The sequence below is a fragment of the Idiomarina aminovorans genome (assembly GCF_023155095.1).
In the GTDB taxonomy this organism is placed as follows: Bacteria; Pseudomonadota; Gammaproteobacteria; order Enterobacterales; family Alteromonadaceae; genus Idiomarina; species Idiomarina aminovorans.
Genome location: NZ_JAKNDA010000005.1, coordinates 99,016 through 125,153, shown reverse-complemented (window position 1 = coordinate 125,153; position 26,138 = coordinate 99,016). Strand labels below are relative to the sequence as shown.

The window sequence follows — 26,138 nt, the reverse complement described above, 5'->3', positions numbered from 1 at the left end:
TAAACTTACTCAATTTCAATATGGGCATCATGCTCATCGCGCCACTTCCACTCGTTCTCAAGTGTCGCCACGGGTTGCAGCATAGAAAAGTCCAGCTGGCGGATTTCATCAAATGACTTGATACGAACCGGGAAGTCAGGATTTGCCAATGCCGTTTTCGCCATTGCCAGTAAAGCATTCGGGTAATGCCCGGCTACGTGTTCGTAATTCTGTTCGTTAATACTACCATTCACAATCAACGGAACATCTGTGAATTCTTGTACAATATCCCCCAGTGTTTTATTGCTGCCGCCTTTAAATGGTTTACGCATTACGTCGGTGTCGGTTGTGTGAATGTAGTCCACACCCGCTTTTTTCATCGCCTTAACCAGTTTTATCATGGCGTCTTCACCCTCCGGCCACTGATAATCAGGGTCAGTTACCGTAATTTGGCTTAAACGAACGCCAACAATAAAGTCCTTACCGGCAGCCGATTTCGCAGCTTTAACCACCAGTTCCAGAAAATGCATGCGTTTTGCCATACCGCCGCCCCACTCGTCAGGACGTTGGTTAAAGTAGTCACTTAAGAATTCATTCAGTAAATAACCGTTCGCGGCGTGCAGTTCTACGCCGTCAAAACCAGCTTCTTTCGCACGGTTCACAGCACCAACAAAACCGTTCATAACCGCATCAAAGTCGGTTTCATCCATAGCCTTTACTTCAGCCCAACCGTCGGTTTTACCGTACAAATCTAGCGGCTTTCCCTTGGGCTTAATTTCGCTGGGACCAATTGGTATTTCAGTGTATTCATTATGCTGAAACTGAGCCCCCGCGTGCATCAACTGCGCAATAAACTTACAGTCATGCTTGTGTACTCGCTCAACAATTTCTTTCCAGGCATCGGTTTGCGGCGCATCGACTATACCGGGCTGATTTTCATAACCCTGGCTTGCCTGCCCGTCGGTATAAACCCCTTCGCTGATGATCATGCTCCAGCCACCTTTCGCAAAACGTTCGTAATACTCACCCATTAACTCGGTTGGCTTGCCTTTTTTATCGGCGCTGGTTCGCGTCATTGGGGCAACAGCAAAACGGTTTTTCAGTTTATGGCCTTTTAATTCAAAATCATCAAATGCTGAACTCATACGGAATTCCTTTGTCACTTGGTATTGTTATACGACCTTGAGCATTTTTACGCAGAATTCAAGGGCAATTGTTCACTTTTTCGCTAAATGAAATGCACCTCCTGAGGGAATAACCTCTGGCTGCAGTCTACCTTTTGTACCACGAACCGTGTTAAACTTGCGCGCAAATTTTGCCAGTCGGGAATATTCTGTGAGCGATAAAAAACCTTCTTTAAGCTACAAAGACGCGGGCGTCGATATTGACGCTGGTAATGCATTGGTTGAACGTATTAAAGGTGTTACCAAACGCACGCACCGCCCCGAAGTCATGGGTAACATTGGTGGCTTTGGTGCTCTGTGTGAAATTCCGGCGGGTTATAAACAACCGGTTCTGGTATCCGGTACTGACGGTGTTGGCACTAAGCTGCGCTTAGCCATCGACCTTAAACGCCATCGCGGTGTGGGTATCGACTTGGTAGCTATGTGCGTTAACGACCTTATTGTGCAAGGCGCTGAACCTCTGTTCTTCCTAGACTATTACGCCACAGGCAAACTGGACATTGACGTAGCGGCCGATGTTGTCGCCGGTATCGGTGACGGCTGTGAGCAATCCGGTTGTGCACTTATTGGTGGTGAAACCGCAGAAATGCCGGGCATGTACGAAGCTGGCGATTACGACTTAGCCGGTTTTTGTACCGGTGTTGTTGAGAAGTCTGAAATTATTGACGGCACCAAAGTCGCCGACGGCGATGCTCTGATTGCTCTGGCTTCCAGCGGCCCTCACTCAAACGGTTACTCGCTTATCCGTAAAATTATTGAAGTGAGCGGTGCCGACTTAGAGTCTCATCTTCAAGGTAAAACCTTAGCTGATCACTTATTAGAGCCTACCCGCATTTATGTGAAGTCAGTGCTTGAGCTGATTAAACACGTTCCTGTGCATGCGCTGTCGCATATTACCGGTGGTGGCTTCTGGGAAAACATTCCACGCGTTCTGCCCAAAGGCAGCAAAGCGGTTATCGACGGCAATAGCTGGGACTGGCCGGTAATTTTTGACTGGTTAAAAGAAAACGGTAACGTCAGCATGAAAGAAATGTACCGAACCTTTAACTGCGGCGTGGGTATGGTGCTTGCTGTCCCTAACGAGCAAGCGGATAAAGTCATTAAAATTCTGACAGACACCGGTGAAAACGCCTGGAAAATTGGCCGCATAGCTAACGCCGCTGAAGGTGAAGAGCAAGTCGACATTCTGGCCGACGAGACTCACTAATGAAACGTATTGTTGTACTAATTTCAGGCACCGGCAGTAATATGCAGGCCATTCAACAGGCCTGCGAAGATGGTAAAGTAGCCGGTAAAGTAGTTGCGGTCATTTCTAACAAGGCTTCGGCTAAAGGCTTAGAGAAAGCAGCCGCTAAAGGCATTGATACCGAAGTGCTGAGTCACAAAGAGTTTGACTCGCGTGAAGCTTACGACACCAAGTTGAAGTCGCTGATTGACAGTTATCAGCCTGACTTAGTGGTTCTGGCCGGCTTTATGCGCATTCTGACCGGCGAGCTTACACGCCACTATGAAGGCCGTATGTTTAATATTCACCCGTCTTTGCTGCCAAAGTATAAAGGTGTGAATACACATCAGCGCGCACTCGACGCAGGTGACACAGAACATGGCGTCAGCGTACATTTTGTGACGGAAGAATTGGATGGCGGCCCTGTCGCATTGCAGGCCAAAGTGCCTATTTTTGACGGCGACACCGTAGAAGATGTGCAGGCCCGCGTGCACGAACAAGAGCATCGTATTTACCCTATGGTGATTAACTGGTTCTGTCAGGAGCGCCTTAAATTGCAAGGCGCCCGGGTTACTCTGGATGGTGAGGTGTTAGGCTCACAGGGCTACGCCAACGATTGACGACGTAGATGGTATCTACATAAACCCATTACATCGACAATTTTTTCAGCGACATGGTTGCTTGCTCGTCGCCTTCTTTAAATTGCTGCATTTGAACCATCACGTAGTTGATCTCCGGCGCGAACCAGAAAAAGGTCTGGCGTCGGTTATTATCGCGAATACGCCCTACTTTAATGGCTTCAACGTCACCATAAGGCAAAGACAGCTGCTGTTCTTTAGCTAAAACTTTAAAGCGGTACTCGTCTTCCTCGCCTTTTTCATTAACAACGCGATACTCGAAACTCTCAGCACCTTTCGCCAAATCAATACGCAGTTGCTCTGTCACATTGGCTTCGTCAAACAAGGCCGCTTTCCAGTTAACATCCAGCATACGGCCCGTATCTATATTGCGAACTTTTTTCGAGTCCGCTATGAACTCACCATGAAACGACTTATCTGATCCGGTGCCGGTTCTCATGTAAGTAAATTCGCGTGGCTCCAACCGGCTATTTTCTTTATCAACAATAAAGACCGAACGCGCTTCACGGGTGTCAGACAAAATAAACCAGGAAATATCGGATTTAGTACGCAATTGCCACGCGTCTTCAGGCGATTTTTCCAGAATGCGATACCCTTTCCCATAATCACTATCATCGCGAGTGATCACATAGTTAGCCCGATAAGGTTTCATTGACTGTTCGATTGTTTGTTCGGCGTTGGGGTGACCATCAGCGCTAGCGGAACTCATTATCATGCTGCAAACCACAACGCTTAATGACAAGCAATGAGCTATCCTTTTCACTGTTACTTCTCCACTGTTATTGACTACTGGACGTTTATATTGACAACAAAATTCAAACGCCCGTTCAATTTTTGCTTGAAAATAATCGCTTGTTGATCTAACTTACGTGGTATCACTGGTCAGACCTCCAAATCGGAGTATTAAATTATGAGTATTGCACTTTGGATTGTAGCTACTATTTTAGTTGCGACTGCATTAATCTACAAACGATCCAGCCTGGCCATGTTCAGCGCTGGCCTGGTTATTATGTTCGCTATTGGCAGCGCCATTGACATTGTTGGCCCGGTACTCTGGGTGATTCTAGCAATTGTGCTTGTGCCGCTAAACTTAGCGCCTGTCCGTTTGAATCTGCTGACTAAGCCTATTCTTAGCGCATATCGCAAGGTAATGCCAGAAATGTCGGACACCGAGCGTGACGCACTGGAAGCCGGCACTGTCTGGTGGGATGGTGACTTGTTCAGCGGTGACCCGGACTGGAAAAAACTTCACGATGTACCCAAAGCAGAATTAACGGCTGAAGAAAAAGCTTTCCTGGAAGGCCCTTGTGAAGAAGTCTGCAAAATGCTGGATGACTGGGAAGTTACTCACGAACTGACGGATATGCCGGAGCACGTATGGCAGTATCTGAAAGACGAGAAGTTCTTCGCCATGATCATTAAGAAAAAATACGGCGGCCTGGAATTCTCTGCTTATGCGCAATCACGCGTTCTGCAGAAATTAGCCGGCGCCAGTACTGTACTGGCATCAACCGTTGGGGTACCTAACTCGTTAGGCCCGGGCGAATTGTTGCAACATTATGGTACTAAAGAGCAACAAGACCATTATTTGCCGCGCCTGGCCAATGGCGATGAAATTCCATGCTTTGCTCTAACAGGCCCTGAAGCCGGCTCTGATGCAGGCTCTATTCCTGATTCAGGAGTTGTTTGTAAAGGTGAATGGAACGGCGAAGAAATTGTTGGTATCAAACTGAACTTCAGTAAGCGTTACATCACCTTAGCGCCGGTCGCTTCCGTATTAGGCTTAGCCTTTAAAATGTACGACCCTGACAACCTTATTGGCGAACAAAAAGAGCTGGGCATTACCTGTGCACTCATTCCCCGGGAGACGAAAAATGTTGAAATTGGTCGTCGTCACTTCCCGCTGAACGTGCCGTTCCAGAACGGCCCTATCCGCGGTAACGATGTCTTCGTACCCTTGGATTACATTATTGGTGGTCAGAAAAATGCGGGTAAAGGCTGGCGTATGCTGGTTGAGTGCCTGTCAGTCGGTCGTTCAATTACCTTGCCTTCAAACAGTGCCGGCGGCATCAAGCAAATGGCTCTGGCCACAGGCGCCTACTCGCGCATTCGTCGCCAGTTCAAATTGCCGGTTGGCAAAATGGAAGGGGTTGAAGAGCCAATGGCACGCATTGCTGGTAACGCCTACCTGATGGATGCGGTTACCATGTTGTCAACCAAAGGTATTGATTTAGGTGAAAAACCTTCTGTTATCAGTGCCATTGCCAAATACCACATGACCGAAAAGTTGCGCTCTTGTATGGACGACGCCATGGATGTTCATGGCGGTAAAGGTATCTGCTTAGGCCCAAACAACTACCTGGGCCGTGGTTACCAGGGCGTTCCGGTTGCTATAACGGTTGAAGGTGCCAACATTCTGACCCGTACCATGATGATCTACGGTCAGGGCGCTATCCGCTGTCATCCATTTGTATTAAAAGAAATGGAAGCTTCGGCTGAGAAAGGTCCGGACGCACTGAAAAAATTTGATAAAGCAGTATTTGGTCATATTGGTTTTGCCATGAGTAACTTCGTTCGTTCATTGTTCTACGGCTTTGGCGGTCATCGTCTGAGCTCCGTTCCGGCCAGTGACTCGACCCGTAAGTACTACCAGCAAATGAACCGCTTTAGCGCAAATATGGCGCTGTTGTCTGACATTGCTATGGGGAAACTGGGTGGCAGCCTTAAACGCAAAGAGCGTGTCTCTGCGCGCTTAGGTGACATGCTGAGCTACTTGTATATCGGTTCATGCATACTAAAACGCTACCATGACCAGGGCCGCATTGAAGAGGACTTGCCACTGGTTCACTGGGCAATGCAGGATACGCTGCACAAACTGCAGGAAGCACAGTTGTCGATGCTGGAAAACTTTGGTGGTATTGGTTCCGTTATGCGCGCCATCATGTTTCCGCTAGGCCGTGTTGCTAAGCGTCCTACTGACAAAAACGATCACACTATTGCGCGTATGCTGATGTCACCCAATGACGTACGTACTCGCTTAGGCGAAGGTCAGTACCTGAGTCCTGAAGGTCACTTTGGTTTCCTTGAGCAAACTCTGCAAGACGTAATTGCCGCCGAGCCATTGTATGACAAGGTCTGCAAAGCGGCGGGTAAGCGCTTCAGCTTTACTCAGTTAGACCAGCTTGGCGCTAAAGGTAAAGAATCGGGTGTATTAAGCGATGACGAAGTTGCTTTGCTTGAGCGCACAGAAGTCGGTCGCCTGCGTACCATTAACGTCGACGACTTTGCTCCGGAAGACTTGTTAGCCGGTAAAGCGGCGTTTGATTATGCTCTGAAAAATCTTAAGAAAGACGAAGCTGCATAACCGCTGAACTCAGATGTAAAAACGGCGCCCCTGATTTCAGCGGTGCCGTTTTTTTATGCTAGAATCTTGCGCTGATTTAAAAACTTATAATAAAGGCGTGAGTTATGCAGTCTCCCAATGACAACTATAACGCGACCAGCAAGCGCGGCTGGTTTACTCGTTTTCTTGATACGGTTGAGTGGCTAGGCAATCTGCTTCCTCACCCTATTACTTTATTTGCGCTGTTCTGCCTGTTCATCATTTTTATTAGTGGTATTGCCGCTTATTTCAACGTCAGCGCAATAGACCCCAGAGACGGCGAAACCGTCATTAAAGCCGTCAGTCTGCTCAATGCTGAGGGTATACAACGCATTGTGACTAACCTGGTTACTAACTTTACCGGGTTCACGCCTTTAGGGACGGTTTTAGTGGCTCTTTTAGGTGTGGGTGTTGCGGAACGCTCAGGCTTAATTTCAGCCGCCATGCGCGGATTAGTTATGAAAGCGCCGCCACGTCTTATTACCGTTACCGTGGTATTTGCCGGTGTGGTTTCCAATACCGCCGCAGAGCTTGGCTATGTCGTTTTAGTACCTCTTGCTGCAATGATTTTCTACGGCTTGGGTCGTCACCCGCTGGCAGGTCTTGCTGCCGCTTTTTCCGGGGTTTCTGCCGGCTACAGTGCTAACTTGTTAATTGGCACGGTTGATCCTTTACTGTCGGGTATCACTGAAGAGGCAGCAAAAATTATCGACCCGGGCTATACCGTGGGTGCTGAAGCTAACTGGTTCTTTATGATGATCAGTACCTTCTTAATTGCCATTATGGGTGCCTTAATCACCGATAAAATTGTTGAACCCAAACTCGGTAAATACAACAAAGACGAAGCCTCTATCGATTTATCCGATCAATCTTCAATGGACCCATTAACCAAACAGGAAAAACGCGGGTTACTTAATGCCGGGTTAAGTGTGCTGATCCTCGCGGGTATTCTGGCGTTAACGATTGTGCCTGAGTGGGGTATTTTACGCCATCCGGAAACCGGAGATTTCCAAGGTTCTCCATTCTTAAAAGGCGTGGTTGTTTACATCTTCTTCTTTTTCGCCATTCCAGGCTTTGTCTATGGCCGTACGGTTGAGACCATGCAAAACGACCGTGATGTTATTGATGCCATGTCACACAGCATGAGTACCATGGGCATGTACATTGTGTTGGTATTTTTTGCGGCACAATTCGTCAACTTCTTTAAATGGACCAATTTCGGAACCATTTTTGCCATTAACGGCGCCGAATTCCTGACCAATATTGGTATGACCGGACCGTTAATTTTCCTGTTCTTTATTATGGTTTGTGGCTTCGTCAACCTGATGCTTGGCTCGGCTTCTGCACAATGGGCTATTACCGCTCCCATCTTTGTACCGATGCTGATGCTTATTGGTTATTCACCAGAAGTGATTCAGGCCGCGTACCGTATTGGTGATTCTGTAACAAACATTATTACACCGATGATGAGTTACTTTGGTTTGATACTGGCGGTTGCGGCTCGTTACAAGAAAGACCTGGGTATCGGAACATTGATTGCTATGATGCTCCCGTATTCAATGTTCTTTTTTGTCGGCTGGTCGATACTTTTCTTCCTTTGGGTGTTCGTATTTGGTTTCCCGGTTGGGCCTGCCGCACCGACATATTATAACTAAAACTATTTACTCTGGCCGGCGCATTATGCGGTATGTCATTACCGCGAGTAAGCCGGCCACGCCTATTACCCAGGCCATCGCATAATCAGTGAACGAACCCGCCTGACTGACTCCGGCAGACACTAAACCGGCAATTAGAAATTGTAAGCTACCAGTAACTGCTGAGGCTGAACCTGCACGCTCCTGCTGTTCCGCTAAAGCGCCTGCCATCGCGTTCGGGAAAACCAGACCCAGTGTCGAAATATAAGCAAATAGTGGCAGCAAAACACCCCAAAAGCCTACGTTAAAGTAAGCCATGATACACATGACCATGGAGACTACAGCTAATATCGGCAACGATATGTTAAGGATCTTGCGCGACGAATGGTACTTCAGTAACCAGCCATTAAGCTGAGAAAAACCAATAATACCAATAGCGTTTAAGCCAAAAAGCCAACTGTAGTGCATGGGCTCAAGGCCAAAAACCTCAATAAACATTTTCGGTGAACCGGTGATATAAGCGAATAATCCTGACTGAGCAATAGCCCCCGTTAATGAATAACGCAGAAAAGAAGGATCGCGAAGAACAGCCCAATACGTACTGCCTGTATTGCGCATACGTACATCATAGCGACGACCTCGTGTTTCCGGCAAAACAAAGTGAATGGTAACAGCAGAAGCGACGCCCAGTCCGGCAACAATCAGGAATAAAGCGCGCCAGCCCATCCATTCAGTCACATAAGCACCAAACAGAGGTGCCAGAATTGGAGCTACGCCCATCACCAGAATTAAAAAGGAAAAAACCCGAGCCGAGGCCTGTGGTGTGTATAAGTCGCGAACAACCGCACGGGCTATAACAATACCGGCGCAAGCTCCTATAGCCTGAAAAAAACGCAGTACAATAAGCCACTGAATGTCCGGGGCAAAAGCACAACCGACGGAAGTCACGACATAGATTGCCAGCCCAATATACAATGGGTTCTTACGTCCAAACTTATCGGTTGCCGTGCCGTAAAGCAGTTGCCCTATGAACAGGCCAAAGAAAAAAGCGGTAAGGGATAATTCAACATGGTGTGTATCGGTCGCATAATCTGATGCAATAGCGCTGAATGCAGGCAGATACATATCGATAGAAAGCGGCGCAAAGGCTGTTAATAACGCCAGAATGACAACAATAAAATCAAATCTGGCGTTATCTGAAACAGGTGCAGGCTCGAACTGTCGAGCCATTAATTACCTCCGGCAGGAACGTACGACTGGGTTGCAAAGTCTTCTGGTCGTTTTAATACTTCCTGAGCTTTTGCGTAGTTAACCAAAGACTCCGCATAGTCGATACCCGTGTTACGGGCACGACCACGTTCACTGATTCGATAGAAGGTATCGTATCCGTCCTGACCACCGGCAATGAAGCTGTTGGTGACCATGATATAAGTGGCCCGGGCTGTCATGGGTTGCCAGCTATTACTGCCTTTATCCCACACTTGCAAGTCAGATACACGGCTACCCTTCTCCTTAGTTAAATCAACCGAATAACGAATACCAGCACCGTAAGGGTAAGCTCGTGTTGAACCTCCATCGGAGACAGAATAGGCTAAAGCCTCTTCCATGGACTGCTTAAACTCAGAGCCACTTAGTTCTAATTTCACTAAAGTATTCGCAAAAGGAAGAACCGTAAAAGCATCACCTACTGTGAAATCTCCCCGGCTAATATCAGAACGGACACCACCGCCATTCTGTATGGCAAAATCCGCCTCAGGCACTGAATGTAAAAAGGCTTCAGCGACCAGTCGGTGCGCGCTTGAGCTCATTATATTGGCACAACCATCGCGTCGCGGTAAGTCAATTTCCTGACTGCAAATTTGCTCTGGTACTTGTGCTAATACTTCAGCAGAGAAATCTTCGACTTTGCCCTGATAATCTTCCAGCATGCTTTGCAATTCAGAGTCTGGCTCAATAAAACTAAACACACCGCTTTCCTGCAGCGCCGTTCTAATGGGGGCATAAGTAGTCACTATGCCATCACTGACTTGAATATTGTCGCTCAAAAGGTAATGAGGCCGGCCGCCGCAAGTTTGAACTTTATCGCCGTCAAACACCGCCTGCAGCTCACCAACAACTAATGAATACTGGTAAGCATGACCAATACACACTTTATCGCCATCCGCATTGGTTAACTCGGTTGGGTAAGAGCCGCTGGCTTTCATTCCGAATTGGCTAAAGTCACCCAATAATGTATGTGAATCGCCGCCAATAACGACATCAACGCCTGACAACTGCTGCACCAGTTCTTTATCGCGGTCGTACTGGATATGAGTTAACAGCACAATTTTTTCGATACCCTGCTGCTGCACTTCGGCCACATAGCGTCGTGCCGTTTCCAGCTCATCTAAAAACTCGGTGGTTTCATCTGGCTGTGAAGACTTTTTCGTTTTACTGGCAATGTCCAGACCGATAATAGCAATTTCCTCACCGCTGCGTTCAACAATGGTATAAGGCTGGAACATTTGCCACTCGCGCTCCGGCGTTAACGGCGACTTGCCAACCTCCGGTTTAATATTGGCTCCCAGCTTGGCTGTCGGGCAGCTTGCTGTACCTAACTGTCGCAGAAACTCAGCCAACCCGGCGTCACCGGTATCAAACTCATGATTACCAATAGTAAAAGCGTCAAAACAGACATTGTTCATCATACGTGCGTCAGCTTCACTGCCAAACAACGTGAAGTACAAACTGCCGGTAAGAGCATCGCCGGCGTGCAGAGTCAGCACATTTTCATTCGCCGCCCGCAATGCTTTAATTTGCGCCCCGACCCGCGGAAAACCACCGGCCTCAACCTGCCATTCCTGTTCGCCCCAAACCAATGTTTGCTGCTTCGGCGCCAGAGTCGAATGATGGTCATCGATATGCAGCAGCGTCAATCGAAACTCATTGCTTTCAGGCTCCTGCGGAGCGGATGCGCAACTCAGCAACAACGAGGACACCGTAACAGCAGCCACGGCTCGAATTGTGTTTTTTATACTAAACTCACCTGTTTTCACCAGCTGTTCCTTTTAGTCTTTTATTAGCCCTATTTCACGCAAGCGTTGCATTAGATAGTCATCGGCCGTAATCGGTTCATCTTGTTGCGGATTCTCTTCAGAAATACAGCTTTCCAACGGCGTAATCATTACATCCGGATTAAAATGCAAAAAGAACGGAATAGAATAACGTGATTTAGCATTAAACGGCGCCGGCGGATTAACCACCCGATGTGTCGTCGATGGCAGCACATGATTCGTTAGCCGCTGCAGCATATCACCGACATTACAGATTATAGCACCCTCGATAATGGTTACCGGTACCCAGGTACCGTCTTTTGCCAGCACTTCCAGTCCGGGCTCCCGTGAGCCAACCAAAAGCGTTAAAACGTTAATGTCTTCGTGTGCTCCGGCGCGAACCGACGGGGTATCTTCATCAATAATAGGTGGATAATGCAAAGGCCGCAGAATTGAGTTGCCGTTATCGACTTTGCTACGAAAAAAATCCTGCGGCTGGCCTAAATAAACGGCAAGAGCGTCCAGCACCTGGTTCCCCAGTTTATCCAGAGCAGCATAGATAGCCAGCATGTCATCTTTGAACTTAGGCAGCTCCTGCGGCCAGACGTTAGGTAATAACTGCGGGTAAAGTGGTTCACCATCAATTTCACGACCCACATGCCAGAACTCTTTTAAGTCAACATGCGTAGCGTCTTTAGCGACTTCGGTGCCAAAAGGAGTGTACCCTCTTGCTCCGCCCTCACCCGGACGATGATATTGTTTTTTAACCGCTTCGGGTAAAGCAAAAAGCTCGCGGCAGGTATCCAGTGCCCGTTCGATAAGAGCGATATCGACACCATGCTGGGTTAAAGCGATAAACCCAAACTTCTCGTAACCATTACCGACATCTTGAGTAAAGGCATTAAAGTCGTCATGGTAACGACGCATATCAACGTGCGGGATAGACTGCATGGTAGCTTCCAACTTCCTAAAAGAACGTAATGAATAGCGTTTTATTGTATGAATTTTCAACCTGAATCACAAGTTTGCAAGCACCCTCTTAACCGGGTTGAAGCCCTTTCTATGTATAGGACAAGGGCCATGTTTCTCTAGCAACTCCAAATGTTTTTTCGTGCCATAAGCTTTGTGCTTATTAAATTCGTAGTCAGGGTAACGTTCGTGCCACTCCAGCATTTGCCGGTCCCGCTCCACTTTCGCCAGAATAGAGGCTGCCGCAATACATTGCTCACTGGCATCACCACCAACAATAGCCTTTGCCGGTACAGTTAGCTCAGGCACTCGGTCTCCATCCACCAATACCATATCGGGTTGCACCGGAAGCGCCTCTACGGCTCTTTGCATTGCCTTCATAGAGGCCCAGAGAATATTAATAGCTTCAATTTCATCCGGGTCAGACTGAGCTATTGCCCAGTAAAGAGCCTTCTCTTTTATTTCCACGCTAAGCTTCTCGCGCTTTTTCTCACTGAGCTTTTTCGAGTCATTCATTCCTTCAATGGGATTGTCCGGATCCAATATCACCGCAGCAGCCACCACAGGCCCCGCAATGGGTCCCCGACCCGCTTCATCGGTACCACAAATCATTGACACTTTTTCACCCTGTTTGCTTTGTTCCGCTTCATAATAATGGTTATGATACCTGCGCATAATAATTAGACCAATAAAATAACCATCAGGGGTTTCACCATGACTCAATCTCCACAACCTGACCGTTCGCAAAAGGAAAAACCGGACAGTCTGCTGAATCGTCTTTTAGACGGCGTTGAAAAGGTCGGTAATAAACTGCCCGACCCCGCCGTTATGTTTTTTGGCTTGCTCGTTATTGTCTGGGTCATGTCCTGGCTGCTGTCAGGCGTCAGCTTTGACGAAAAGCATCCGCTAACCGGCAGCGCCATTAACGTTACAAACTTATTAAGTGGCACGGAAATGGCGGCATTTCTCGCTAATATGGTTGATACCTTTATGGGCTTTGCGCCTCTTGGCGTAGTTTTGGTAGCCATGTTGGGTGTCGGTGTGGCCGAACGCTCAGGCTTTATTAATGTCGCCATCAAGCTCATGCTGAACGTAACCCCGAAAATGTTGCTGACACCGGTGCTGATTCTGGTTGCTATTGTCAGTCATACAGCTGTCGATGCGGGCTACGTATTAGTTATCCCACTAGGCGGGGTAATTTTCTACGCAGCCGGCAGACATCCGCTGGCCGGTATTGCTGCAGCATTTGCCGGTGTCTCCGGTGGTTTCAGTGCTAACTTTGTTCCTTCGGCTGTCGACCCGTTACTGCAAGGTTTTACAGAAAGTGCAGCGCAGATTATTGATGCCGACATGCGATTAAATCCGCTGAATAACTATTACTTTACCGCTGCTTCTTCAATTGTTGTCGTCGCGATTGGCTGGTTCCTGACCGACAAAGTAGTTGAACCGCGTTTACGCGGCGCAGAAGTTGATGGTGATGCAGAAGATATGCCTGCAATGGATGATGTCTCTCCGCGCGACCGTAAAGCTTTTTATGCCGGCGTATTAACCATGGTAGTTGGGTTAGCCCTGTTGTACTTTTCCGCAACGGCTGAAAATACACCGCTTGCGGATCCGGCAACCGGCAAGCTTGCATCCTACTCAGCCCCGCTAATGGGCATGATAGTTCCACTTATTTTCCTGCTGTTTATTGTTCCCGGCATTGTTCATGGTTATGTGTCCGGTAACTTTACTAACTCGCAGGACGTCATTGGAGCAATGACTAAGTCTATGGAAGGCATGGCTTACTACATGGTCATGGCGTTCTTCTGTGCGTTATTTATTAAAGCCTTTGGTGATTCGCAGCTAGGCACTTTAATTTCTGTTAAAGGGGCTAACTTCCTCGCCAGCCTGGAGCTTTCTGGTGGCGTTACCATGGTGGGTATCGTTTTCTTAGTCGCTTTTATTAACTTATTTGTGGGTTCAGCATCGGCAAAATGGGCACTGATATCCCCCATTTTTGTGCCAATGCTGATGCAATTAGGTTATTCGCCAGACTTAACCCAGGCAGCGTACCGTGTGGGTGATTCATCCAGTAATATTATTACGCCGCTGCTGCCCTATTTCCCATTGGTTGTTCTTTACTGCCAGCGTTACGTAAAAGGCACCGGTATCGGTACCCTGGTTGCTATGATGCTACCCTATACCGTTGCGCTTCTAATTTTATGGTCAGCGTTCCTGATTCTTTACTGGACACTTGGTTTCCCTCTGGGTATTCAGGCTAACTACGTTTACCCGGCCGGTTAATATAACTTCCGTTCCCCATAAAACGGGCAGGCTAGCCGGTGAGTTCGCTCACCGGCTTTTTAATTCCGGGCAGGGTTCCAGGTAATTTCCCAGATATGCCCATCCGGGTCTGTAAAAAAACCACCGTAACCACCCCAGACTAAATCTTTTGCTGGCTTAAGAATTTCAGCACCCGCTTGTTTTGCTTCTGCCATAACGTCATCAACGGCTTTTCGGGACTTCACATTATGGCTCAGCAAAACTTCGTTCGCCGCACCAGCCACTTCAACACCCATCTCTGCAGCAATGCTTTTACGTGGCCATAAAGCCAGTCTGAGACCACTGGGTAACTTAAAAAACACAACGGCACCGTTATCAAACTCTTCACCGATAATGCCATCGGTTTCCCACCCCAGCCCGTCCTGATAAAACGTCAACGAACGTTTCAGGTCATCAACGCCTAAGGTGATCACACTAATATCAGGATTCATAGAACCTCTTCACGATTAACGCTAAACTTTTATAATTCACTCTAATCAACATTGATACTGCGGTCAAAGCATGGATAAAGAGCTACTGACTCATTATAAAAATACCGACTACTGGTTCATGGTTGATCAGAAGAAAATTACCCTGTGTATCGGTCAAAAGAATAACCACTTTGACCGTTTATGTGAGCATCTCAGTTGCACTACCGGTGCTTTTATCACAGCCTGTAATCCACAAAGCGAACTGCTGACAAGAAAAGAAAATAAAAGCAGAAACGCACAGTTAGCGACTCGTTTAGAGCAATTAGATAGAATTTACTGTTTTTTAGGTGAAGGTCAGGACCGTGCAAAGCAATGGCCGGCAGAACAAAGCTACATGGTTTTTGGGCTTAAACAGCAAACAGCCATTGACCTTGCACGTGAGTATCAACAAAATGCGCTAGTCTGGATTGAATACCAACAAGTTGCAGCGCTCATTGAAGTATGAGTTAAGGGGTCACCATGCCATCACACCATAGCCGCTGATAAACAAGCTTTTGTTTATGCGATTATTGCGGTACTTCTATGGTCAACGGTGGCTACTGCATTCAAAATAACCCTGCAGTACATGACACCACTGCAGATCGTTACGGCTGCCAGTAGCGTTTCTTTTGTTATTTAAGGACTGGTTTGCCTTGTTCAGAACAAAACCAGTGAGTTAATACTTGAGCTACGCAAAATGCCCTTGTATTACCTGCTCATGGGGCTCATCAATCCGTTGATTTACTATCTGGTTTTGTTTCAGGCCTATAAACTGCTGCCAGCCTCAGAAGCTCAATATCCATAAGCCTATATCCAAAAGAGCCTTGGCTACCGGCAAAAGCGGATAGTCAAAAATAAAAAAGAGTCAGTCTGGTTAAGAAACTGTGTGACGCCAAGGATGGCGTCACCCAAGCCCCCATGGATGGGTTCACGGCGTGTTTCTTAACCAGACTGACTCTTTGTTTCTGGCTAGCAGCCTTCTTAGACCATGTTGACCAGCATGCTGGTTGGGTCTTCCAGGAATTCCTGCCAGCGTTTGTTGAAACGGGCAATAGTACCGCCGTCGATAATACGGTGGTCGCCTGACCAGCTGACCGTCATTATCTTACGGGCAACCACATTACCGTTGGCATCAAAGCGCGGCAGTTCCTGCACCTTGCCTAATGCAACTATAGCGGCTTCCGGTTTATTGATAATAGGTGTTGCCACCGTACCGCCAATAACACCAATATTAGAAATGCTGATATTACCGCCTTTCATGTCAGCCTGTGGCAGTTTACCTTCGCGTGACGCCTGAGTTAAACGAGTCACTTCATTAGCGACATCGATGATGCTCTTGTTTTGTACCTGTTTCACATTAGGCACTAATAAGCCAATTTTGGTATCTACTGCCATACCAATGTTATGGTCATCAAAGTAGGTAATTTCGGTGCAGTCGTCATTCACCTGCGCGTTCATCACCGGGAACTCTTTCATCGCCAGCGACAGAGCTTTAATAAAGAATGGCATAACCGTTAAGCGGATGCCTTTCTCTTTGTATTGCTCTTTCAGCTTCTCACGCAGCGCAATTAAGTCGGTCACATCGAACTCATCGGCGTAAGTGAAATGCGGAATGGTGCTGACCGATTTCATCATTTGCTTCGCCATCGCCGCTTTCACACCGCGAATAGCTTCGGTACGAGTACCGCCGCTGGTAGCAACGGCTTTCTGTGGTTGCTGGCTGTCAGCTGTTGTCTGTGACGTCTGGTCACCCGATTTAAAGGCTTCAATATCTTGCTTCAGTACCCGGCCTTTTTTACCCGAACCGGCTACTTCAGCAATATTGATATCACTTTCACGTGCCAGACGACGCACTGCCGGGCTGGCAATGGCTTTGCCCTGACGGGCTTTAGCCGGTGGCTCAGCTTCGGCTTTAGCATTAGATGACTCAGCCTGAGGCTTACTGTCAGAACGGCTCTGCGAATCATCAGAATCGGAGGTACTTACACCACCTGCCGGCTGCAAGGCAAACAAGGGTTTGTGTACTTCGGCAATATCGCCTTTCTTGTGATACAGCTTCACCACCGTGCCGTCGTCTTTAGCCGGAATTTCGACCGTTGCTTTGTCCGTCATAACTTCAACAACCGGCTGATCTTCCTTCACTTCATCGCCTTCAGACACCAGCCATTCAACAATTTCGCATTCAACAATGCCTTCGCCAATATCCGGCAAAATGAAATCGGTTGTATCGCCACCAGCAGACGCTTTTTTCTCTTCTTTAGGTACTTCTTCTGTAGGCGCTTCTTTTGCTGCAGGCGCGCTGTCCTTAGCTGAAGCATCATCCGAAGAACCGTCAGCGGGTTTAATCGCAAACAAGGGTTCGTGCACTTTAGCAATATCACCTTTTTGGTAATACAGCTTTTCCACAACGCCGTCGTCTTTAGCCGGTATTTCAACCATGGCTTTGTCGGTCATAACCTCAACCACCGGTTGGTCTTCTTTGACCTTGTCGCCTTCGGCAACCAGCCACTCAACGATTTCACACTCTACGATCCCTTCGCCGATATCAGGCAGAATAAAATCTTTACTCATGTCGATGGGTCCTTAGTAGTTCATTGAGCGTTTGATCGCTTCATAAATTTTCAAGTGATCAGCCATGTATTCTTTCTCATGACACAGTGGGTACGGCACGTCGATACCGCTCACTCGCGCAATCGGTGATTCCAGGTACAGGAAGCATTTGTCCTGAACGGTTGCCGCGATTTCACTGGCAAAGCCACCGGTAATTGGTGCTTCCTGGCTAATCACTAAGCGACCAGTTTTCAACACTGATTGAGTCACGGTTTCAACATCCCACGGAGAGATGGTACGCAAGTCAATAACTTCGCAGGATACGCCATCTTCCTCGGCTTTTTCGACTGCTTTTTCAGTTACTTCCATCTGCGCACCCCAGCCAAGAACGGTAATATCGTTACCTTCTTTGACCACGTCAGCTTTACCTAATGGAATGGTGTATTCTTCTTCCGGCACCTCACCTGTTGAAGCACGATACAAACGCTTCGGCTCCATAAACAAGACCGGGTTTTTCTCAAAAATAGCGCTCAGTAACAACCCTTTCGCTTCATAAGGGTTACGCGGCGTGACAATTTTAATGCCCGGTGTGTGCGCAAAATAGGCTTCTGGTGACTGCGAGTGATAATGACCACCGGCGATACCACCACCGTATGGTGTACGAATGGTTAAGCCGCCGACGTTAAATTCGTTACCTGAACGATACCGGAACTTCGCCGTTTCATTCACAATTTGGTCGAATGCCGGGAAAATGTAGTCACCGAACTGAATTTCAGCAACAGCATAACTGCCCTGCGAGGCAAGACCATTGGCAAAACCAATAATGCCCTGCTCAACCAACGGCGTATTGAAGTTACGATGCTTGCCGTACTTTTCTGTTAAACCAGAAGTTGCACGGAATACTCCGCCAAAACCACCGGTGTCTTCACCAAAACTGTATACATTGTCGTGTTTGGCCATCGCCAGGTCTAGTGCGCTGTTGATGGCTTGTAATAAATTCATTTTAGCCATTAGTCCAGTCTCCCCGACGTTTTGCTGTAAGTATCCGGATACTTCCGCATGTGATCTTTTAACTCATCTAACTGCTCTTTCAGCATGTCAGTGGGTTCGTCATAAACGTCGTTGATCAGTTCGTCGATGTGAGGGACGGGTACTTTTTCTGACTCTTTCAACGCCGCCAGAACTTTAGCTTTAACTTCTGCATGATGCTCTTCAACGTGGTCTTTATCCAACCAGCCTTCGTTCATCATCCATTTTTGCAGGCGATCAAGCGGATCTTTAGCCTGCCACTCAGCCTCTTCTTCACGCGTACGATAACCCGTTGGGTCATCTGACGTTGAGTGGCCGGACATACGGTATGACATTGCTTCAATTAACACCGGTTCGTTTTCTTCAACGGCCAGACGACGTGCTTCCTGAGTAGCTTTAAGTACCGCGAAAGCATCATTACCGTCAATACGTATGGTTTTCATACCATAGCCAATGCCGCGTGGTGCAATACCATCACCGCCATATTGTTCGCCCTGCGCGGGAGTCGATATGGCGTAACCATTGTTACGACAGAAAAAGATAACCGGAACCTTATAGACGGATGCCATGTTCAGAGCAGCATGGAAATCACCTTCTGATGCAGCACCTTCACCAAAGTAACAGATAGTGCAGTTTTCAGTTTTATCCATTTTTTGACCAAATGCATAACCCGTTGCCTGAGGAATTTGCGTTCCCAATGGCGAAGAAATGGTCATAAAGTTTAGGTCAGCACAACCGTAGTGAACCGGCATCTGACGACCTTTACCTAAATCTTTCTCGTTAGAAAACAGCTGATTCATAAACTGCTCAACAGTAAAACCGCGATAAGCCAATGCACCCTGTTCGCGATACTGCCCCATGATCATGTCGCCAAAATCCAGTGCTGCGGCGGAAGCCACACTTGCAGCCTCCTCACCACGAGAGGCAAGATAGAAGCTGATACGCCCCTGACGTTGCGCGGCAATCATGCGCTCATCAAGAATACGGATAAACTGCATGGTATCGTGAATTTTCACGATCAGCTCTTTATCGTATGCCGGCATGTCGGCATCTTTATGAAAACTGCCATCTTCTTTCAAGATTTGCAGCATTGGAATTGTGACAGAATCTTTATCAAACCATTTCGGCTTGGTCACAATTTCTGTGTTGTGTTTTTTATCCTTGGCCATAACCTTCTCTTTCGGTTTTAAGCGGAGTGGAAATTTGTCGTTACTTTACCTTTACGTAAAGTGACATGCAAACCACCCACCAGTGAAAACTGAGTGTGCTAAGTGTAAATAGAAACGAACAGTAATAACAACAAAGCCTGACTGCTTAGACCAGTTAGTCTCAGACCAGGTCAAGCGATTCTGTCGGTACCCGTACCACCGTTAATAACGCCCGATGACCCAAAGCCACTTTCGCATTGGGAAAAATAATATGTTCACCATCATGCAGTGCGTAATGCTTTTTATCACCATCTTGAGCCAGCAAATCGCCTTTATTAAAAGCGGTAAAATTCGCCACATCGTCCGCAAAGTTTAGTTCAAAGTCCTGCTCAGTGCGGTTAATGGTCTGTGCCTCTTTGAACACGTAGAGTTGCTCTGGTTCAAATAAACCAAAATCTAACTGCACTTCCGCTATTAGTTTGCGCAGTGTATTTTCAGCTGCCGCAAATTTTGTGCGATCATTCTCACCAAATGGACGGACTTTTCCTAATTCAACGGTAAATGCCTGAGCATTAAATTGCTTGGCACTGAAATAGGAAAAGGTTGTAGTCGGCGCCTGATTCAGTAATACCGTATCCACCCCGCAGGCTAATAAAAACTGGAGTTGATGACGGCTATAAGGCGCCCCATGGGTAAACGGATACACCGCAAATTTTTCACGTTTAGAGTCGCGAATAGCGGTGTGCAAATCATAATGCAGGCGTTCGCGGGTGCCCTCAGGAGCCGATTGATAAAACCGCTCTACATAACTCTCAATTTTAGCTGCCCGTTCACGCTCTTTATTTTTTGTCTCACCCTGGCTATGAGCCCCACTAAACAAACGATTCATATTTTCTTCAACGAACCGTTCACCTTCATTAATAGAAGCAGGGTTTGCAATTAAGAATAATGTGCGATGAGTGACTTGCTGTTTCTCATTCACAATATCATTAATGATATCCCGGCAAATTTCGATAGGCGCCGTTTCGTTGCCATGCACAGCACAGGATAAAATAATGTCTTTGTGACCCGGGTTTTGAGGTGTGACTTCCAGTACGCCACTGTCCCAAACCGACAGCTTTGTACCGTCGCTTAATGTTAAATCATGACTCTCATTGCAGCCCCACTCATGTTCACGAGTCCAGCTCAGAAAATCAGAAAATACCTTATTCACAGCTTTCTCCTATTGTTTTTTTCCGGGCTCATAGCCTTTTGTGGCCAACAACTCACGTAAGACCCTTGAGCGATATTCACGACGATACAGTACCGCCACAACAACAGCGCTTGAAATAATCAACATGGCAGGATGCAAAAACCAGGATAAATACGCTAACGCAAAATAGTAGGTTCGCAGTCCCTTATTATATTCATGGCCGGACTGATCCAGTACTTTGGCCGCATGTATCGCAAAACGCTTCCGTTCTTCTTCGGGTTTATCATTCTGATGGCAATCTAGCGAAGCACCTAACAGCACTGAGACAAAACCAAACTGGCGAATAGACCAGGTGAATTTAAAGAAGGCATAAATAAATATCAGTGCTAATACCGACAGCTTAAACTGCACCAGAATAGTAACAGTATCTGCACTTAGCGGAATTTCATTCAACACCACAACCACTTCATCGGCATGGGCTAAAACAGTAATAACACCCGCTAAGACCAAAATCGTAGACGAGGCAAAAAAAGTGACCGTACGTTCCACGTTGCCGATTAGTGATGCGTCAGCAACCTGGTTCTCTTTATGCATCACTGTATTGAACCAGTCAATTCTTAACGTACACAAAATGCTCGATAGACAGTGAGTCGTTCTGGCTCGTTTGCGTGCAAACAATGAATAGCCTATCCAGCAGAAAAAGAAGAATAGCAAGGCACTAATATCCAGCAGTGACAGCAACATGTCCGCGTTTCCTATGGAATGATTTAATTATCGATAATTTAACAGTTTACTATCGCTAGTTTACCAGTTTATGAACGCCCATACGATAAAGCCGGAGACTCAGCCCCGGCTTTATTTAACGTTGTTCGGCACTTAGTAGTTTTCCAGAGCCTTTTCGGTACTCATATCCTTAGGTTCCGGCGGCTTCGCAAGCCCATACCAGGACAGCATAGTACGCATACCACGCTTAGCATCAGCTAAGATTAAATACAGGCATGGAATTAACAACAAGGTAATCACAGTGGCAAAGATAATACCGAACGCCAGTGATATTGCCATTGGAATCACTATTTTAGCCTGCAGACTTTTTTCCAGCACAATGGGTAACAGCCCGAAGAAGGTGGTCAGCGAGGTTAGCGTAATCGCCCGGAAACGGCGGCAACCAGCATCCAGCACCGCTTTACGCAAATCGGTGCCGACATCACGGGCCCGGTTAACATAGTCAACCATAACCAGGCTGTCGTTTACCACGACCCCGGCTAATGCAATGATACCGAACAGACTTAAAATGCTGACCGGCATACCTATCACCCAGTGACCAATGACGGCACCGATAACCCCAAACGGTATGACTGACATAATAATCAACGGCTGAGTGTAAGATTTTAACGGAATTGCCATTAACGCGTAGACGGCGAACATTGCCAACAATCCGCCTATAGCCAGTGAATCTGTCGCTTCAGCTTCATCCTGAGTTGCGCCCTGTAGCTGAAATTCAACACTGGGGTATTTATCAAGAATCGGTTGAATTTTTTTCTCTCGTACTTCGTTGACCACCCGGAAAGGCTCAACTCTTTCTTTATCTGTACGGGCACGAACATTAACCGAACGCTGGCGATCAATGCGGGTAATAGTGCTGTAACCTTCAGCAAACTCAATATCGGCTAATTCGGTAAATGGAATTTCAGAGCCATCCGGAGCGCGTAACTTCATATTCTGCAAATTACCAACAGATTCACGCTGATCACGAGGATACCGCACCATAACTTTAATTTCTTCGTCACCGCGCTGTATTCGCTGCGCCTCAGCGCCATAAAATGCGTAGCGAACCTGGGTTGCTAATTCAGCCAGGTTGATACCCATAGCCGTTGCCAGCGGTTTCGTTTGTAAAAGAATCTCCTCTTTACCGTCACCAAAGGTATCTTCGATATCGAAGACCCCATCGTAATCAGCAAGCGCCAGTTTCAACTCCTCGGCTGCCGCTTTCAGTTCGTCAAGATTTTCACCGACTAACTGAAATTCAATATCAAAACCACTGCCGCCGTCAATACTGCCCTGGAAGTTCAACGCCTTAACTCCGGCCAGTTCGGGAACTGCTTCACGCCATTGGTTCACAATTTCAAACCCGTCTATCTGGCGATCTTCGCCTTTTTTCAGTTCAACGAAAACGGTCCCTGCGGTGGTTCCATTCATCCAGATACTGCTATGGCGCACAGCACCTTCGCCTTCATCCACTTTAATTTTATTATCAACCTGCGTTAACGATTGCTGAACACTGTTCAGAACCTCAATAGTACGAGTCTCCGACGTTCCCGGCTGCATCTCTACATTGGCCTGAACAAAGTCACTGGGAATATCTGGGAAGAAAACCCAACGCACGATACCGCCGCTCATAAGGCCTATCATTAGAATCAGCAAACCCAGGAAACTTGCTAGCGTTGTGTACCTATAGTGCAGACATTTTTTCAGGAAAGGACGGTAGTAGTTTGTTACGAACGCCTTAATAGCACCCGCAAACTTATTTCTGAAGCGCTGAAAAGCATTGGCTTTTTCGCCCTTTTGCTTGGAAAACTTCATATTATTGATGTGTGCAGGCAATATCAGTTTCGATTCCACCAAAGAAAATGCCAGGCAGAGAATAACCACCCAGGCAATAGACTCCCAAATTGCGCCCATGCCGCCTTCAACCGTCAACATTGGCACGAAAGCAACCATGGTGGTTAAGACACCAAAGGTGGCCGGCATCGCTACACGTTTAGCACCAGCAATGACATTGTCGGCGCTTTTGCCGTTTTCTTCTATTTCGGTGTAGGCACTTTCTCCCATGACTATGGCGTCATCCACCACTATTCCCAGCACCAATATAAAACCAAACAGCGATATCATATTGATAGAGACATCAAACATCGGCAGAGGCATCAGTGCAATGGTACCCAAAAAGCTCACCGGAATACCTATCATGACCCAAAAGGCTAAGCGCAGCTGTAAAAACAATGACAACATGAGGAAAACTAACAAGCCGCCCATCCACATGTTATCTAACATAAGGTCTAAACGACCTTGCAAGTAATAGGAAGAATCTCCCCACTGCGCCAGTTGAATTCCATCGGGTAATTCTTTATTTTTTCTTTCGACATAGCCGCGGACGTACTCCGCTATTTTAAGATCGTTTTGATCACCAACGGACTGAACCTCTACAAAAGTTGCGGGCTTACCATCAAAGCGACTGTAAGATTGCTCCTCAATAAAGTCGTCTTCCACTTTGGCGATATCGCCCAGAGTTAAACTCGTACCGTCAGAACGGCTTAATAAAACAATTTTTTCAAATTCCTCGCCGACATAAGCCTGATTATTTACCCGCAACAGAATATCGCCGTTGGGCGTTTTTATTGAGCCGCCGGCAACATCAATTGAGGTACCTCGAACAGCTTCCACTATTTGTGAGAATGTCAGACCATATCGCTCAAGGTCTTGCTGAGAAATCTCAACCGAAATTTCGTAATCGCGGTCACCGACAACATTAACTTTGGTAATGCCGCCCACCGTTTTAAGCTCATCTCTCACTTCTTTCGCGAGTTCTTTCTGACCACGCTCATTTAGGTCACCATAAACGGACACCCAGATAACTTCTCGTTGCGGTCGAACCCGATAAATATTTGGCTTTTCAATCTGTTGAGGGAAGTTGGGAATTGCATCCACCAGCATTTTCACTTCATCCATGACCACCTGCACGTCATAATCAGGCTCGACTTCAAGGGTGACACTACCGCCGCTCTCGCGGGACCGAGAGGTCATTTGTTCAATGCCATTGACATCTTCAATAGCATCTTCAATGAGAATGATAACGCCTTGTTCTACTTCTTGTGGTGCGGCACCGGGAAACGGCACCTGGATACTAATAATGTTCAGTTCTATTTCGGGAAACATTTGCTTGCGTACGGTGAATACTGATAACGCACCAGCAACCAGGATAATGATCATCAATAAATTTGCGGCTACAGAATTACGGACAAACCACGCAATCAGGCCAGTTTGTTTTTCGGTCGTCATAGTGCTTACCCGCCTATGTTTTTAGAATCACCGGCTTCTTTTTCGCCGCTATCATCTTGTTTAGCTGCTGTTTCTATCTGCTCAGGTAATGGGTCTCCCTCCAGGCGCACTTTCATACCAGGCAGTGGATTTTTCAGCTGAGTCAGCACCACTTTTTCACCACTTTCCAGACCGGAACTGATTAGGCTTGTATTGCCCTGTGTACGCACCACTTCAACCTCGCGTTTTTCCAGCTCTCTACTGTCTGGAACTATCCACACAGAACCATCGGGGTTCATCGCGTAAGTCGGAATTTCCATAATGTCTTGTGCTTCAGTACCTTCTATTTTTGCCTGTACAAACCGCCCATAGCGCAAAGATATCGGATGCGTATTGCCGTTAAGGTTATAAGGGTCTGACACCTCGACAACCCCATAAATAACCCGGCTATTTTCATCTAAAACACCTTCGGTGCGAACTAAGCGACCTTGCCAGGTTGCTGACTGGCCTGAAACCAAAGACTCTAATTGCACGCGCGGTTTTTTCTCAACCAGCGCAGGATCCTGAATGTAAGTCATATCGAGATCACTCAGCGGCAAGCGAATTTCGGCAGTACGAGTATCAAATACTAAGGCAATTTGGCTACCGGTTGATACGAACTGACCCAAGTTTGCTTCTTTACTTCTTAATACACTGTCAAACGGGGCCTTGATGGTGGTGCGTTCTAAGTCACGCTCAGTTTTAGCCAGGTTAGCTTCTGCCGAGTCAACGGCGGCAACCGCACTGGCCAACTGTGGTTTGCGTAATCCTAATTCCGGCGCTTTGCCTTCCTCAAATGCGGCCCATTCTTCTTCAGCAACGCGCGCTCTTGCTTTTTCCTGTTCAAGCTCTGACTGAGCCTGCAACAATGCTGCACGGGCCTGTTGCACGGCTACTTTGTAGTCAGAAGGGTCAACCTGAATCAGCATCTCACCCTGTTTGAAGAAACCACCGGCATTATAGTTGTCGGCAACATCGACTATCTGGCCGGTAACTTCCGCCACTAACATCGTGGAATGTTTAGGTTTTACTGTCCCCTGGGAATCAACAATAAAAGTCATATCACGCGGAGTGACCTCCACAACTTCAACCATTGCCGCCGGTTTACTTTGCTCTCGTTGCTTCGGCGGCTCAGCTGTCATACTTGCTAATACCGATAAAACGACAGCACCGACAATAATTAAAGGTGGAATAAAGGCGCGTTTTGGAAATTTCATTTTATTATTCTACTCATAATTGATTAACTCACAGCCTTATTATCGCCGCTAATAATGTAAAATGTTAGGCGTTAACTGTTGCCAGTTGTGTGTATAAGCCGGAAAGTTGTAACT

Annotated in this window: 20 protein-coding genes and 1 pseudogene; 7 read left to right on the top strand and 14 right to left on the bottom strand. The window is 47.1% G+C overall.

What is annotated here, in order from left to right:
- Positions 1-5: 5 nt before the first annotated feature.
- Positions 6-1,124: an NADH:flavin oxidoreductase gene (locus L8G48_RS10400; RefSeq protein ID WP_248264540.1), complete on the bottom strand. Its 1,119-nt coding sequence runs from the start codon at positions 1,122-1,124 to the stop codon at positions 6-8.
- A 190-nt stretch (positions 1,125-1,314) separates the two neighbouring features.
- On the opposite strand from L8G48_RS10400, the gene purM reads away from it, so the two are divergent.
- Both purM and purN read left to right on the top strand, forming a co-directional pair.
- Positions 1,315-2,370: a phosphoribosylformylglycinamidine cyclo-ligase gene (purM, locus tag L8G48_RS10395; protein ID WP_248264539.1), complete on the top strand. Its 1,056-nt coding sequence runs from the start codon at positions 1,315-1,317 to the stop codon at positions 2,368-2,370.
- Entirely contained in the window at positions 2,370-3,008 is a 639-nt protein-coding gene (gene purN / locus L8G48_RS10390; protein WP_248264538.1) for a phosphoribosylglycinamide formyltransferase, read from the top strand. The genes purM and purN overlap by 1 nt, the downstream gene beginning before the upstream one ends.
- A gap of 28 nt (positions 3,009-3,036) precedes the next feature.
- On the opposite strand, the gene L8G48_RS10385 is transcribed toward purN, so the two are convergent.
- On the bottom strand, positions 3,037-3,735 hold the full coding sequence (locus L8G48_RS10385; RefSeq protein ID WP_248264537.1) for a DUF3108 domain-containing protein: 699 nt from the start codon (positions 3,733-3,735) through the stop codon (positions 3,037-3,039).
- Positions 3,736-3,936: 201 nt separating this feature from the next.
- Between L8G48_RS10385 and fadE the strand changes: the two genes are divergently transcribed.
- Complete coding sequence (gene fadE / locus L8G48_RS10380; protein ID WP_248264536.1) at positions 3,937-6,390, top strand: acyl-CoA dehydrogenase FadE; 2,454 nt, start codon at positions 3,937-3,939, stop codon at positions 6,388-6,390.
- A 104-nt stretch (positions 6,391-6,494) separates the two neighbouring features.
- Positions 6,495-8,063 (top strand): AbgT family transporter, encoded by a 1,569-nt coding sequence (locus tag L8G48_RS10375; protein ID WP_248264535.1) that lies wholly within the window; start codon positions 6,495-6,497, stop codon positions 8,061-8,063.
- A 6-nt stretch (positions 8,064-8,069) separates the two neighbouring features.
- On the opposite strand, the gene L8G48_RS10370 is transcribed toward L8G48_RS10375, so the two are convergent.
- The 4 genes from L8G48_RS10370 to rnhB all read right to left on the bottom strand — a co-directional run bounded on the left by L8G48_RS10370 (position 8,070) and on the right by rnhB (position 12,766).
- Positions 8,070-9,272: a multidrug effflux MFS transporter gene (locus tag L8G48_RS10370; protein WP_248264534.1), complete on the bottom strand. Its 1,203-nt coding sequence runs from the start codon at positions 9,270-9,272 to the stop codon at positions 8,070-8,072.
- A complete protein-coding gene (locus L8G48_RS10365) occupies positions 9,272-11,077 on the bottom strand; it encodes a 5'-nucleotidase C-terminal domain-containing protein (protein WP_248264533.1) in 1,806 nt (601 codons plus the stop codon). Before L8G48_RS10365 ends, L8G48_RS10370 begins: the two co-directional genes overlap by 1 nt.
- Positions 11,078-11,089: 12 nt before the next feature.
- On the bottom strand, positions 11,090-12,025 hold the full coding sequence (locus L8G48_RS10360; RefSeq protein WP_248264532.1) for an isopenicillin N synthase family dioxygenase: 936 nt from the start codon (positions 12,023-12,025) through the stop codon (positions 11,090-11,092).
- Positions 12,026-12,091: 66 nt separating this feature from the next.
- On the bottom strand, positions 12,092-12,766 hold the full coding sequence (rnhB, locus tag L8G48_RS10355) for a ribonuclease HII (protein ID WP_282444834.1): 675 nt from the start codon (positions 12,764-12,766) through the stop codon (positions 12,092-12,094).
- On the opposite strand from rnhB, the gene L8G48_RS10350 reads away from it, so the two are divergent.
- Positions 12,758-14,329 carry an AbgT family transporter gene (locus L8G48_RS10350; protein WP_248264531.1) on the top strand — a complete coding sequence of 524 codons (1,572 nt, stop codon included), beginning with the start codon at positions 12,758-12,760 and terminating at the stop codon, positions 14,327-14,329. The two genes, rnhB and L8G48_RS10350, sit on opposite strands and share 9 nt — an antisense overlap.
- Before the next feature lie 59 nt (positions 14,330-14,388).
- On the opposite strand, the gene L8G48_RS10345 is transcribed toward L8G48_RS10350, so the two are convergent.
- Positions 14,389-14,799 (bottom strand): VOC family protein, encoded by a 411-nt coding sequence (locus tag L8G48_RS10345; protein WP_248264530.1) that lies wholly within the window; start codon positions 14,797-14,799, stop codon positions 14,389-14,391.
- A 70-nt stretch (positions 14,800-14,869) separates the two neighbouring features.
- Here L8G48_RS10345 and L8G48_RS10340 point away from each other — a divergent pair, with 70 nt between their 5' ends.
- Both L8G48_RS10340 and L8G48_RS13635 read left to right on the top strand, forming a co-directional pair.
- Positions 14,870-15,283 (top strand): DUF3293 domain-containing protein, encoded by a 414-nt coding sequence (locus tag L8G48_RS10340; protein ID WP_248264529.1) that lies wholly within the window; start codon positions 14,870-14,872, stop codon positions 15,281-15,283.
- A 27-nt stretch (positions 15,284-15,310) separates the two neighbouring features.
- Positions 15,311-15,610, top strand: a pseudogene (locus L8G48_RS13635) (EamA family transporter); the annotation flags it as partial.
- 188 nt (positions 15,611-15,798) lie between these two features.
- On the opposite strand, the gene L8G48_RS10335 reads toward L8G48_RS13635, so the two are convergent.
- From L8G48_RS10335 to L8G48_RS10305, 7 genes are all read right to left on the bottom strand, one after another.
- Positions 15,799-17,388 (bottom strand): dihydrolipoyllysine-residue acetyltransferase, encoded by a 1,590-nt coding sequence (locus tag L8G48_RS10335; protein WP_248264528.1) that lies wholly within the window; start codon positions 17,386-17,388, stop codon positions 15,799-15,801.
- Between the two features lie 12 nt (positions 17,389-17,400).
- Positions 17,401-18,378, bottom strand: coding sequence for an alpha-ketoacid dehydrogenase subunit beta (locus L8G48_RS10330; RefSeq protein WP_248264527.1), 978 nt, complete (start codon positions 18,376-18,378; stop codon positions 17,401-17,403).
- The gene (locus L8G48_RS10325) at positions 18,378-19,565 is read right to left on the bottom strand and encodes a thiamine pyrophosphate-dependent dehydrogenase E1 component subunit alpha (RefSeq protein ID WP_248264526.1); all 1,188 of its coding nucleotides are present in this window, start codon (positions 19,563-19,565) and stop codon (positions 18,378-18,380) included. Before L8G48_RS10325 ends, L8G48_RS10330 begins: the two co-directional genes overlap by 1 nt.
- Positions 19,566-19,725: 160 nt before the next feature.
- Positions 19,726-20,757 (bottom strand): succinylglutamate desuccinylase, encoded by a 1,032-nt coding sequence (gene astE / locus L8G48_RS10320; protein WP_248264525.1) that lies wholly within the window; start codon positions 20,755-20,757, stop codon positions 19,726-19,728.
- A 9-nt stretch (positions 20,758-20,766) separates the two neighbouring features.
- Positions 20,767-21,480: a DUF599 domain-containing protein gene (locus tag L8G48_RS10315; RefSeq protein ID WP_248264524.1), complete on the bottom strand. Its 714-nt coding sequence runs from the start codon at positions 21,478-21,480 to the stop codon at positions 20,767-20,769.
- Between the two features lie 132 nt (positions 21,481-21,612).
- Positions 21,613-24,789, bottom strand: coding sequence for an efflux RND transporter permease subunit (locus L8G48_RS10310; RefSeq protein ID WP_248264523.1), 3,177 nt, complete (start codon positions 24,787-24,789; stop codon positions 21,613-21,615).
- A 5-nt stretch (positions 24,790-24,794) separates the two neighbouring features.
- On the bottom strand, positions 24,795-26,024 hold the full coding sequence (locus L8G48_RS10305; protein ID WP_248264522.1) for an efflux RND transporter periplasmic adaptor subunit: 1,230 nt from the start codon (positions 26,022-26,024) through the stop codon (positions 24,795-24,797).
- Positions 26,025-26,138 lie beyond the last annotated feature (114 nt).

Excerpts from the sequence above, each read along its gene's own strand:
- L8G48_RS10400 (WP_248264540.1), bottom strand. The coding sequence starts at position 1,124 with ATGAGTTCAGCATTTGATGATTTTGAATTAAAAGGCCATAAACTGAAA.
- purN (WP_248264538.1), top strand. The coding sequence starts at position 2,370 with ATGAAACGTATTGTTGTACTAATTTCAGGCACCGGCAGTAATATGCAG.
- L8G48_RS10385 (WP_248264537.1), bottom strand. The coding sequence starts at position 3,735 with ATGAGTTCCGCTAGCGCTGATGGTCACCCCAACGCCGAACAAACAATC.
- fadE (WP_248264536.1), top strand. The coding sequence starts at position 3,937 with ATGAGTATTGCACTTTGGATTGTAGCTACTATTTTAGTTGCGACTGCA.
- L8G48_RS10375 (WP_248264535.1), top strand. The coding sequence starts at position 6,495 with ATGCAGTCTCCCAATGACAACTATAACGCGACCAGCAAGCGCGGCTGG.
- L8G48_RS10370 (WP_248264534.1), bottom strand. The coding sequence starts at position 9,272 with ATGGCTCGACAGTTCGAGCCTGCACCTGTTTCAGATAACGCCAGATTT.
- L8G48_RS10360 (WP_248264532.1), bottom strand. The coding sequence starts at position 12,025 with ATGCAGTCTATCCCGCACGTTGATATGCGTCGTTACCATGACGACTTT.
- L8G48_RS10350 (WP_248264531.1), top strand. The coding sequence starts at position 12,758 with ATGACTCAATCTCCACAACCTGACCGTTCGCAAAAGGAAAAACCGGAC.
- L8G48_RS10345 (WP_248264530.1), bottom strand. The coding sequence starts at position 14,799 with ATGAATCCTGATATTAGTGTGATCACCTTAGGCGTTGATGACCTGAAA.
- L8G48_RS10340 (WP_248264529.1), top strand. The coding sequence starts at position 14,870 with ATGGATAAAGAGCTACTGACTCATTATAAAAATACCGACTACTGGTTC.
- L8G48_RS10335 (WP_248264528.1), bottom strand. The coding sequence starts at position 17,388 with ATGAGTAAAGATTTTATTCTGCCTGATATCGGCGAAGGGATCGTAGAG.
- L8G48_RS10330 (WP_248264527.1), bottom strand. The coding sequence starts at position 18,378 with ATGGCTAAAATGAATTTATTACAAGCCATCAACAGCGCACTAGACCTG.
- L8G48_RS10325 (WP_248264526.1), bottom strand. The coding sequence starts at position 19,565 with ATGGCCAAGGATAAAAAACACAACACAGAAATTGTGACCAAGCCGAAA.
- L8G48_RS10315 (WP_248264524.1), bottom strand. The coding sequence starts at position 21,480 with ATGTTGCTGTCACTGCTGGATATTAGTGCCTTGCTATTCTTCTTTTTC.
- L8G48_RS10310 (WP_248264523.1), bottom strand. The coding sequence starts at position 24,789 with ATGACGACCGAAAAACAAACTGGCCTGATTGCGTGGTTTGTCCGTAAT.
- L8G48_RS10305 (WP_248264522.1), bottom strand. The coding sequence starts at position 26,024 with ATGAAATTTCCAAAACGCGCCTTTATTCCACCTTTAATTATTGTCGGT.